14 protein-coding genes are annotated in these 11,559 nt (G+C 26.5%); 7 read left to right on the forward strand and 7 right to left on the reverse strand.

Features of this window, described 5'->3' with window-relative positions; genetic code table 11:
• Nucleotides 1-25: 25 nt before the first annotated feature.
• The 5 genes from ACK2WO_RS00495 to ACK2WO_RS00515 form a co-directional block, all read right to left on the reverse strand.
• Nucleotides 26-403, reverse strand: coding sequence for a hypothetical protein (locus ACK2WO_RS00495; protein WP_414698073.1), 378 nt, complete (start codon nucleotides 401-403; stop codon nucleotides 26-28).
• Between the two features lie 53 nt (nucleotides 404-456).
• Nucleotides 457-777, reverse strand: a complete 321-nt coding sequence (locus ACK2WO_RS00500; protein ID WP_178412248.1) for a TfoX/Sxy family protein — start codon at nucleotides 775-777, stop codon at nucleotides 457-459.
• Nucleotides 778-856: 79 nt separating this feature from the next.
• Nucleotides 857-1,321 (reverse strand): hypothetical protein, encoded by a 465-nt coding sequence (locus ACK2WO_RS00505; protein ID WP_414698074.1) that lies wholly within the window; start codon nucleotides 1,319-1,321, stop codon nucleotides 857-859.
• Nucleotides 1,322-1,470: 149 nt separating this feature from the next.
• A complete protein-coding gene (locus ACK2WO_RS00510; RefSeq protein WP_118549246.1) occupies nucleotides 1,471-1,653 on the reverse strand; it encodes a hypothetical protein in 183 nt (60 codons plus the stop codon).
• 139 nt (nucleotides 1,654-1,792) lie between these two features.
• On the reverse strand, nucleotides 1,793-2,227 hold the full coding sequence (locus tag ACK2WO_RS00515) for a GyrI-like domain-containing protein (protein ID WP_414698075.1): 435 nt from the start codon (nucleotides 2,225-2,227) through the stop codon (nucleotides 1,793-1,795).
• A 475-nt stretch (nucleotides 2,228-2,702) separates the two neighbouring features.
• Between ACK2WO_RS00515 and ACK2WO_RS00520 the strand changes: the two genes are divergently transcribed.
• The 7 genes from ACK2WO_RS00520 to ACK2WO_RS00550 all read left to right on the forward strand — a co-directional run bounded on the left by ACK2WO_RS00520 (nucleotide 2,703) and on the right by ACK2WO_RS00550 (nucleotide 9,039).
• Nucleotides 2,703-3,353 (forward strand): hypothetical protein, encoded by a 651-nt coding sequence (locus ACK2WO_RS00520; RefSeq protein ID WP_414698076.1) that lies wholly within the window; start codon nucleotides 2,703-2,705, stop codon nucleotides 3,351-3,353.
• Between the two features lie 658 nt (nucleotides 3,354-4,011).
• A complete protein-coding gene (locus ACK2WO_RS00525) occupies nucleotides 4,012-4,695 on the forward strand; it encodes a recombinase family protein (protein WP_414698077.1) in 684 nt (227 codons plus the stop codon).
• Between the two features lie 1,042 nt (nucleotides 4,696-5,737).
• The gene (locus tag ACK2WO_RS00530; RefSeq protein ID WP_414698078.1) at nucleotides 5,738-6,115 is read left to right on the forward strand and encodes a hypothetical protein; all 378 of its coding nucleotides are present in this window, start codon (nucleotides 5,738-5,740) and stop codon (nucleotides 6,113-6,115) included.
• A gap of 407 nt (nucleotides 6,116-6,522) precedes the next feature.
• Nucleotides 6,523-7,218: a hypothetical protein gene (locus tag ACK2WO_RS00535; protein WP_414698079.1), complete on the forward strand. Its 696-nt coding sequence runs from the start codon at nucleotides 6,523-6,525 to the stop codon at nucleotides 7,216-7,218.
• Between the two features lie 3 nt (nucleotides 7,219-7,221).
• Nucleotides 7,222-7,407: a hypothetical protein gene (locus ACK2WO_RS00540; RefSeq protein ID WP_414698080.1), complete on the forward strand. Its 186-nt coding sequence runs from the start codon at nucleotides 7,222-7,224 to the stop codon at nucleotides 7,405-7,407.
• A gap of 23 nt (nucleotides 7,408-7,430) precedes the next feature.
• Nucleotides 7,431-7,748: a hypothetical protein gene (locus tag ACK2WO_RS00545; protein WP_414698081.1), complete on the forward strand. Its 318-nt coding sequence runs from the start codon at nucleotides 7,431-7,433 to the stop codon at nucleotides 7,746-7,748.
• A 157-nt stretch (nucleotides 7,749-7,905) separates the two neighbouring features.
• The gene (locus ACK2WO_RS00550; protein WP_414698082.1) at nucleotides 7,906-9,039 is read left to right on the forward strand and encodes a tyrosine-type recombinase/integrase; all 1,134 of its coding nucleotides are present in this window, start codon (nucleotides 7,906-7,908) and stop codon (nucleotides 9,037-9,039) included.
• A gap of 243 nt (nucleotides 9,040-9,282) precedes the next feature.
• Here the strand turns inward: ACK2WO_RS00550 and rlmD are convergent, their stop codons facing one another.
• Both rlmD and ACK2WO_RS00560 read right to left on the reverse strand, forming a co-directional pair.
• The gene (gene rlmD, locus ACK2WO_RS00555; RefSeq protein ID WP_414698083.1) at nucleotides 9,283-10,659 is read right to left on the reverse strand and encodes a 23S rRNA (uracil(1939)-C(5))-methyltransferase RlmD; all 1,377 of its coding nucleotides are present in this window, start codon (nucleotides 10,657-10,659) and stop codon (nucleotides 9,283-9,285) included.
• A 102-nt stretch (nucleotides 10,660-10,761) separates the two neighbouring features.
• On the reverse strand, nucleotides 10,762-11,487 hold the full coding sequence (locus tag ACK2WO_RS00560; protein WP_006440585.1) for a pseudouridine synthase: 726 nt from the start codon (nucleotides 11,485-11,487) through the stop codon (nucleotides 10,762-10,764).
• Nucleotides 11,488-11,559 lie beyond the last annotated feature (72 nt).

Here is an 11,559-nt window from a genome sequence, read left to right on the forward strand (position 1 = left end):
TATTTATTTCATGTCCTGATTTTTATTATTTTTCAATTGCCATCTTCGCCAATCTAGTATCTCCCCAAGGAGTATTTATCATCGCATCTCCGTCAATAATTCCCGCTCTAACAATTGTAACCACCTCATCAGAATTAGATAGCTTAACTCCATTGATTTCAACATTTTCTGCAAACTCATCATAAGTATCATACCTATCGTCATTAAAAACAAAATATATATTTTCTTGTATTTCTTCGCTATTAGGAGTTAATACAGATCCCATAGTATACATCTCGTCATCTAGCATAAACTCTATCAAGCAAAATGCAATTCCTTCGTCATAATCTGATTTTATAATCGAAAATACGTCCTTTAACTTTATATCAAGTGGTTTCTTCTCTTTTTTCTTAGACCAAAACATATTATTTCCTCCATAAATTTATATTTATTTGTTGTTCTTAAAAATACAAATTCCTATTTTTTCTTCTTTTTCTTTGGAGCTGGTAATTCATCATACATTGCATTTAATAATCCTGTTAAAAACTCCTTATCATCAACCTCATCTACCAACAACATCTCTTTTACTCCTTCATAAGGTAACTCATATCTAGCTGCTGGCATATAATTAATTGCTGATTTCACTGGCTTTACAAGAAATCTATCGTCGTAAATTCCACCTACAATTTTTCCTCTATAGTAAATGATAAACTCACCCATCATAGCTCTATATGTAATCTCTTCCAAATCCGATAATTTTTCTAAAATAAAATCTAAGTATTCTTTACTCGATGCCATTATGATTTCTTCCTTTCAAATAATTTTAAATTTTAGCCTATGTATTTATTAAAAAATACCTTTATTATATTTTTATTAATTATTGTTCAGTTGTAATATCCTCAACTATTGTTTCAATAGCTTTTTTAGCGAAATTCACTTTTCTTTCGCTAACTACCTCTGCTCCATCTTTTATGATGACATCAGCAACGCAGAGCTGATTTTCCTTTGTCGCTTTGTCACTTCCCATAAGAGTAAGCCATTTTACCTCCACATCTTTTTCATCTATCTCTTTATAGTATTCCACCAAATAACTCATCTTTTCAAAAAATGCTGAATTTGAACTGGCTTCTACAAAAATCTCTCCTTCTTCATTTTGACTTACCTTAATTGTTTGAGTTACTACTTCATCTTTAGATTCAACATACTCCTCATTTGGAGAAATTGTAGATTTAAATATAACTTTTTCGCCTGTATTTTCTTCTGTTTGAGAATTATTAGAAGAACAGCCTACTAAAGAAAAACATATAACAAAAAATATCAGAAGCAATTTTATTTTTTTCATATAATTTATCTCCTTATTAAAATTATATTTTTTATTTATATTTCAATTATACTATCCATGATATGCGCCAACAAGAAATTTAACAGATAATTCTTAATATTTTATTTTCAATTAAAAAAGTACCCGTCATAACAACGAGTACCTATATATTATCTTTTAAATACTAATATAGCTTTATCTGTTCCCACCATTGAAAAAGTCACCAACTTAAAAGTATGTTTTTTCAACATTTCTTCAGAAGCCTCTTCAATTTTTTTAGCAAGGTCTTCTAGTCCTTCTGTACTTTCAACAATTACAGTTGTATACCATTTTTTATTTAATTCACTAAACATAAGATTTCCCCCCTCTTTCCAGTTTATTATTTGTTATTATTATAACACTTTGCTTTTTTATAATCTATATATTATTTAAATTTTCTGATTATATAAACATTATGTTTTATATTCATTACATTATAAAAAGTCATCTTTTCTATTTTAAAGGAATGCAGAATTCACATAGCTGGGAATTAATTTTATAGTTTGAATATCTCTCAATTATTGGTTTTGAAGTATCTACTGGTAAATTAGCTGTTATATTCTGTATATTTTTCCAAAAATGCATAATATCTTCTTTTGTATGAGGAACTTCAAATATAGCATATTCTCCATTTGCAATTTCACGAATAAGTAAATCATAATCTAACTCATCTCTAACTATGATACCAACATCATATCTTTGCATTGTTGCTGGTGTTTCTACTGGATTATCTAAAGCAATACCAACTAATACAGTATTTTCATCAAATAATCTATTCTCTTTTAAATATTCTTTAAATATTTCCATTAATTTTTTATTCTCTTTTCCATACTCTCCTATTCTACGCATGTATGCTATTTTTACATTTTCAAATTCTTCAATAATCATTTTAACACCTCTTTATAAAATCATTATCAAGCTTGATAAAGTAATTGTAAGTTCAATTAAAATGATTTTCAAGATATTTTTTTAATTCATAAATTTTTCTAAAATTATTTTTATTGTTTCTAATAAATAAATTTTGTAATATATTTTTACAAACTAAAAGGCAAGATATATAACTACTAGCTAGCGACTATTGGAGACGCCATCTGCTCGCGGATACGACAAGGCGTCGGAACCTATGAGCAGATAGTAGTTATTATCTTGCCTTTCTATTATATTAGCACTGACATGCCATATTCATTATCTTGTATAATTTAACAACCGATTCGAGATGAGGAGTCGACGGGAATTTTGAAAAATACGAATAATATCAAATTATATTAGCTTTTACTTTTATATCTTATTTTTAAATTTACTATATTGTAACAAATATACTATTTGATATAATATAATTATAAATTAGATTGGAGGGTAAAGCATGAAAGTAAATAAGAAAAAAGTTTTTAAAATATCATTGGGAATTTTGGTTGTTATGATTGTTTGGATATTATTTTCAGCATTAACTTATACTGATAATTCACCATATAAAGATATAAGTTGGACGGAAGATTTATATAATGTTGAAGCAATTATTAAAGAAGATATAGGTATAAATCCAACAGAAAGTGATATGTACACAAATGGTACATTAAACGCTATAAGATATGAAGGAATTAGTTTTGAAAATGAAAGTTTCTTTAATATGGAAAATCAAGGAGGTAATGTAGAAATACATACTCAAAAGAATACTCAAGAACCTTATGAAGAAAGAGAAACTACTGTTTATTTTAGCGAACAGTATGAATTTGATGGTGCAATAGTAAATGATACTTGTGAAAGTGATTCGGAATATGGTATGAAAAAAATATGCACTGATTTAACCGAATTATATGGTGAACCTGTGCATATAGATGATTATTATGTTTTATTTGATTCAGGAAATGGATATATTAGAGTAGGATATGGCGAATTGACAATGCCTGAACCTAATTTCTTTATAATTACGGTTACATATTTTAATCCTATGTTTGATTTAGATTTTTTAACAGATCCTAATTTCCAAGAAAATATAGTTGAATATTGTGTTTAAAATTTAGAGAGGTTTATACCTCTCTTTTTTTAGTCTGTTTTTAGTCTACAACATTAGCTTTAAATACTAGATACTATAGTGCTTTATAAATTAACTTTATAGTCTATAATATTAAGTATTTAAAGCTGATTTAATCAATTTTATTGCAGACTGAACTACAGACTAAAAGAGCCTAGAATATCCTTTAAAATATAAAAAGCAGCCTTTAACTTATTTTGTAGTGTTTGAGCGATTTATTAATAATATTATTTATTCTTTTTTACCTATTCTATTTATACATCTAGGGAAATTTGTTTTCCTACAATTTTTAAATAAAATCTGATACATTTAAATCGATTTTAAGACTCTTTAAAAACTTCTTAATATCTTTATACCTTTAAATTATCATAATCTAATATAATAAGCTGAAAAATTTGAGAGATAAAAATTAATCAACTAATAAAGCTTTAGCACAAAATAAACTTGCTCAAAATATGAAAATACCCCTATTAACTAATTGATAAATATTATCATTGAGTATCTAGTTTATAGTATTAAATTTAACCTTATATATTTTAGTATTAAAAGTATTGACATATAGTATTAAATCGGTTAATATCAAAGTATCAAAATTAACGAACATCAAAAATAATACTAAAATAAAAAAGAGGTAAACAAAATGGCAGTTTATGGTTATGCAAGAATAAGTACTAAAAAACAATCTATAGAAAGACAGATAAGAAATATATTAAATTATGATAATAACGCAATAATCTATCAAGAAGCATATACTGGTACTAAAGTTAGTGGCAGAAAAGAATTTAAGAAACTATTATCTAAAGTTAAAAAAGGTGATACAATAGTATTTGATTCAGTTTCTAGAATGTCAAGAAATGCAGATGATGGAATTGAATTATATTTTGATTTATATGAAAAAGGTATAAATCTGGTTTTCTTAAAAGAAAGATATATTGATACTGAAATGTATAAACAAGAATCAAATAATAAAATAGAATTAACTGGTGAAGATGTTGACGAGATACTAAAAGGTATAAACAAATACTTCAAAACATTAGCAAAAAAACAAATCAGAATAGCATTTGAACAAGCACAGAAAGAAGTTGATGACCTAAGAGAAAGAACAAAAGAAGGAATAGAAACAGCAAGACAGCAAGGTAAACAGATAGGACAAGCTAAAGGAAAGAAGCTAGTTGTTAAGAAGTCAGCTGAAGCAAAAGAAAAGATTGTTAAGTACTCTAAAGACTTTAGAGGTACTTTATCAGATGTTGAAGTAATGAAACTTGTTGGACTATCACGCAACACATACTATAAATATAAGAAAGAATTAAGAGAGGAACTTTAATAGTTTCTCTTTTTTATTAGCTATCAATAATAAAACAACGCATTTAAATCGATTCTAAGAGGTTTTAATATACTTCAGTTTGATTTATACCTTTAAAAGTTTAGAATTGATTTAAAAGAATAAAATGATAATTTTATTGAAATATTGATACTCTAAAACACTATAAATAGTGGTATTTTAGATATTGATTATTTTAAAAATATCAAAATTATACTAATAAGAATAATATTTTTCTAAAAAGTAAAAACTTTATTTTTTAAAAACTTTTAAAGTATCAGTATTAGCTAATTCTAATAAAAATAAATGTATATTATTTATTGTATAATTCAAAACATACGTTCAATGATGAAGAATGATTATTTTTCATATAAGTAAATATTATATATTTTTTGCTTGTTTATATTACAAAATGTAAGTTTTTTATAAAACATTAGTACAATTTAGATACTTTTTTAGTACATAAATACGAACAATAAACGTGTAGACTTTTTTGTCTACCTACTATAGCACGAATAATATAAGTATAGGGGGTATATTCATAAAAACTTTATAAAATAAATAAACATAAACTATTAAGTTAGTCAATAAATACATCAAGAAAATATTGAAATATAAGTAGTTATAAATAAAATACAATTACAAAACACTTAAAAATACAACTTTAAAATATTAATTTTTTAAATCAGGTATCAACAAAATAGTGTTGAAAACTTAAAAAATGTATTATATAATTAAATTACAGAAAGATAAAAATATAAAATAATCTTTTGAAAAAACACGAATATTAAAAAAGAGGTGATAACAAATAGAACTAGAACGGAAAAATAGAATTATTGAATATCCTATATCTACAAAAGCCGAATATATAACAAATAAAGATATTGATTATAGGATATATCTAACATTTTTAAAAGATAGCACCTACAACAAAAGTTTAGATTTTAGATACATTTATAATAGTAATTATTATTCAAATAAAGGCTATTTTTTAAAAAAGTTGAACATCAGCAAAGGTAATTTAAACAAATTAATCAGAAAATTTTTGAAATTTAATCTAGTTGTTAAAGATACAATATTTAATGATAATCTTGAACTAAAACTAATATACAAATTTAATGAACTAGAAAGCAATTTTGTTCTATTATCTGATAAAGAAATAGAAAAGCTTTTAACATTAACAAGTAACGAAATAAAGGTTTATCTAGTATTAAGATATACATTATATGATTATAGCTGGCGAAATATTGAACTAAGCTATATAGCTAAAAATATTGGATTATCTGAAACGAATACAGCCAGGACTATAAAAAAATATATTGATAATCTAAAAGAAAAAGATCTGATTGACTATAGTTATTATTTTGAATTTATTGAAGAAAAAAATATAAAAAGATATAAATTTAGAATAAAAAAATATTAAATTGTATTTTAGTTAAAGAGAATTTTCTTTTTACGATTCAACTTTAGTTGAAGTGGAAAAAGCTATAATATTGACTATAATTAACTATAATAAAACTATAATTTGTAAGTACTTTAGGAGTAAGTAATATACTAAGATTGATTCAGTAACATACTCGAAAGGAGTTTCAGAATTGCAATTTTTGACTCGATAGTATTTACTCACAAAAATTTGACTTGTTTATTATTTGGTTTAATTCCCAATTTAATAAAATCTAAAAACTAAAATTATAAAAAATAATAAAAAAAAAGAACAAAAAAGATAATTTTTTGCTCTAAAAATGAATAATAAATTAAAATTTTCGCATATATATTATATCACTTTTAGAGAGTTTTTAGTATCTTTTTTATTCTAGAAAGAGGTATTAAATGATATACAATTTAGAACAAATAAAACGGCGGTGTGATAAAGAAAAAGGTAAATTATTCACTATACCAAAGAATATTGTAGGTAAAAGAAGTGAAGCCTATCCAATAGATACACCTACTACTTATATGAGAAAATGGGATTTTAAAGATATGCCAGCTGAAGTATTAGCTAAATATGGACTAGAGCCTAAAGAATACTATTATTGTGGTTCACATACTCAACGCACTCAAAAACAAAGAGATTATTTATTATATTATGATATAGTTATAAGAAAATCAAAGAATAAAGCATCAGAAAAATTAAGAGAATTTTTTATTAACTATGTAAATTATTATGCTAATGAAAAAAACGAGGATATTATTGAAATTGTTAAAGGTTTCTTTGAAGCAGAAAAAATGATTTATTTAGACAATAGAAATGATGCTGAAAAAATAGAAAGGTTTGAAAATGATAAACTATTAATCAGACAGTTTAAGGGTGAACCTATAGTATTATTATCTGATAGTAATAAAGATACAACTTTAAAATTCAATAAAGATAAAAATAAATTTATTGAATATCGTTCGCACATAGGAGAATTTAAAGAAAATATAAATAATCTATTAGCAGATTTAGTTGTTAGAGGAATGAAAGATCCAAATAAAATAAATGAGTTTATATCTTATTGGTTTGAAAATGTTGAATTTAAGGAGTAAAAAATGAATAAAAAATATATTATTGAACGTGAAGAATATCAGCAATTTATATGTGATAACTTACACGCACTACTAAATACAGGTTTATCAGATGATAAAAAATATATTGATGTAAAAATGTTAGAACTAGCATATAAATTATTAATATCTGATTTATATGAAATGGCAGATGTATTAATAAAATATTAAAATTAAAAGGAGATATAAAGATTATGATAAAACTAAAAAGAAATATGATAGATTACGAAAATTATATAGAAATAGTGGGTAAATTAGCCTTTGAATTAACAACTCAGTTAGGTTATGATTATAATTATCAAATGGTAGAACTAGAACAGATAGAAAATTTATTTAGAGAATACTATCATGAATTAAAAGATAATTCAGAGGTTGTAACATCTTCACTACTAGAAACTAAAGAAGATTATATCAATAGCTATAAAGAATGTATAAAAAACAAAGAAAATGAAATAAAAGAATTAAATAAGATAATAGAAGAATATAAAAATAATACTAGTTTAAAACGGTAATAGATAAATTTAAGAGAGTAGGATTAATTTCTTACTCTCTTTTTTTATTTATCAAAAATTGACAAAAATAATATTTTAGTGTTATAGTGTACCCAAAAAGTAAAGCTAATTAATTTGTTGTTATTCACTTAAATTAATATTAAATGAGGTGAAATATATGAACAAATTAGTTAAAAATTATGGTGGTGGAGTTAGAAAAAAAGGTAATGTTTATTATTACTTTTTTGAGGGAAAATCACTAAATGATAAAAAAAGAAATAGAATTGAAAAATCAGCAAGAACAAGTAATAAATCTGAAGCCCTTAAATTATTAGAAAAAGCAATTGAAGAATACTATATGTCAGAAATAGACTTCACTCTCTCAGATATTTCTTTTGCTGAAGCTAGAGAAAAATTTTTATCTGAATATGTTGCTAATGATTTGAAAGATAGTACTTATACAAACTATAAACAAAAATTGAATAAACCACAGATAAAGGTGTTAGAAATATATCTATTAAAAGATATAAGAGCCAAACATATTCAAAATATCATTGATGATATGGCTTTAAATGGCTTTTCTAAGAATATGGTAAAGAATACCTTAAGAACTATATCTAGTTTATTCAACTTTTGTATTAGAGCTGAATTGATAAAAGATAATCCTTGCGATAAAGTTGTTATGCCTAGTAAACTAACTCAACCAGAAAGAAAAGTTGCTTTGACAAATAAAGAAGCAAAAAAGATACTTAATAGATTTAAAAATACTCATTGGTATCTATCTCTTATGTTGCCCTTATATACCGGTATGCGACGTGGTGAATGTTGTGGTTTACGTTGGAAAAATGTTGATTTAGATAAAGGTATAATTTATGTTAGGGAAAACCTAACTCAAGACAAGGATAAAAAATGGATTATTAGCACACCAAAAACAAAATCTAGTATTAGAACTATAAATATACCTTTACCATTATTGGAAGCTTTAAAATGGCAATTGGAACGTAATAAATCTAATAACGTAGCTACAAATTCAGATACTCACGTACTTATTCGAGATAACGGAAGTATAATAACTAATGATACTCTTAAATATCTATCTAGAGTTATTAATTATGATTTAGGTATTAAATTCAACTACCATAATCTTAGACATACCTATGCTACTCTTTTGATTGAAAAAGGTGCAAATATCAAAGATGTATCTGTTTTATTAGGTCACGCAAGTATCAAAACAACAATGGATATTTACGTTAATAATACGGATAATATGAGAGATAAAACTTTAAATATTCTTAATACACTTTATGAGTAAAAAGTCAAAATTTAAAAATGGCGACAGTTTGGCGACACCTATAAAAAAAATGGCGACAGTTTAACCACCTTCTATCAAAGCTATACCAACACTTATAGCGATTAGTAAAAATCAACTTTTTCAAAACAAGAAAAAAATCAGCTTAAAAATGGTGGAAATTGGCGACAGTTTTTCTATTTTATACAATAAAAAAGGTACTCATCAAATAACAACGAGTACCTAAAAACTAGCATTTTCAATACATTAGCACTGACATGCCATATTCATTATCTTGTATAATTTTACAACACTTTCACAGTGAGGAGTATTAGGGAACATGTCCATGCACTTAACCTTCTCTGGCACATATCCATACCCTATAAAATCTTTTAAATCATCAACTAAAGTCTTTGGATTACAAGAAATATACACTATCTCCTTAGCTCCGAAATCGCATATATCCTTTATCGCCTGCTTGTGTATACCTGGTCTTGGAGGGTCTACTATTATTAAATCTGGCTTAACATCTAAGCTCTTAACAGTATCCTTAACATCTCCAGCTATAAATTCGCAGTTGTCTAATCCATTTAACTTAGCATTTTCATTAGCTGCAACAACAGCCTCTTCTATTATCTCTATACCATATACTTTCTTAGCTTTTTCTGCCATTAACTGACCTATTGAGCCTGTTCCACTGTATAAGTCGAAAACAACCTTATTAGAATGATCTCCAATAAAATCTCTAGCTATAGTATAAAGCTGCTCTGCACCTTTTGTATTTGTCTGGAAGAATGAGAATGGAGATATTTTAAATTTAAGTCCTAATATCTCTTCATGTAGATAATCTACACCGTATAATATTCTCATCTCATCACACTGAACTGCATCTGCAAGTCCGTCATTTATAGTGTGAAGTATGCTAACTACATTTCCTTTTAATTCTAACCCGTTTATCATATCGGCAAATTTGCTCATATCAAACTCGCACTGAGATGATGTTACTATATTTACCATTATTTCATCTGTGTGTATACCTTTTCTAACTACAAGGTTTCTTAAATATCCCTCGTGGTTTACAACTCTGTAGTATGGTAATTCTGCATTCTGGAAGAATGCTAAAGACTCTTTTAATATTGTGTTGAAATCAGAATCAACTAACATACATCCGTCAACTGTCTGTATATCTATATGTCTACCTTTTTTGTGAAGTCCAAGTGTAAGTGGTCCACCTTTTACTTCATCACCAAAAGTGTATTCCATTTTATTTCTGTATCCAACATTGTCAGGACTTCCCTGAACACCTAAAAACTCAAATCCTCTTATTCCAGCATCTTCAAATAGTTCAAGCACCTGTTCTTCTTTTATTTCAAGCTGTTTTGCGTAGTCAACAGAAAGCATAGTACATCCACCACAACCTTCAAAGTGAGGACAAACTTTTGCAGTTTCTATTGGAGATCTTTCTAAAAGCTCTACCATTTTAACATCTGCCTTACCTCTTCCAGTTCTTTTAACAGCAGCTTTAACTTTCTGTCCTTTTATTCCGCCTTTCATCTTTATTCTTCTATCTCCATACTGGCTTATACTCACTCCGCCAAATTCCATTTTACCGATTTCAAATTCGATTATATCTCTCTTTTTCACGATTACCTCCTATTTTATAAATATATTTTAAATATACGCTATATTTACTAATATTTTATCTTTTGATTATATTATTTCCGTAAGACTCTTTGGATAATATATCTATTCTCTTACTTCTATTAATTTAACTTCTTCGTCTGTAAGCTCTCTATACTCACCTAGTTCCAGCGTTTCATCTAATTTTAAAGCTCCCATAGAAAGTCTTTTTAGATATACCACAGTCTTTCCAACACTTTCAAACATTCTCTTAACCTGATGGAATTTTCCCTCGTGTATTGTAAGTTCTATCTCTGAAATATCATCAGATTTTAATATTACAAGCTCTGAAGGCATAGTTTCGTATCCATCGTCTAAAACCACACCCTGCTTGAATGCCTCAATATCTTCTTCAGTTACTTTTCCGTCTATTTTAGCATAGTATGTTTTTGGAACGTGCTTTTTAGGTGATAATACTCTATGTGCAAGCTGCCCATCGTTAGTCAACACAAGAAGTCCCTCAGTATCTTTGTCCAATCTTCCAACTGGAAATGGTTCGAATACTAAATACTCATCGTCTATTAAATCAAGCACTATTGGATCGTGTTTATCAAACGTCGCAGAAATATATCCATCTGGTTTATTCATCATTAGGTATATAAATTCTCTGTAGTTTATCTTCTCTCCGTTGAACACTATTTCATCTATATCAGTATCCACTTGAAGCCCTGGATTAGAAACTGCTTTTCCGTTTACAAAAACAAGACCTTGTTTACAGAATTTTTTAAGCTCAGCTCTACTTCCATATCCTAAGTTAGATAACACCTTGTCTACTCTTTGTTTCTTAGCCAAAATTTTCCCTCCTTTTTCAATTTTTATTTACATCATCGTATATTTTTCGCTTAAATCATAATATATTAATAT

This window comes from Peptacetobacter sp. AB845, assembly GCF_047528295.1.
GTDB lineage: Bacteria > Bacillota > Clostridia > Peptostreptococcales > Peptostreptococcaceae > Peptacetobacter.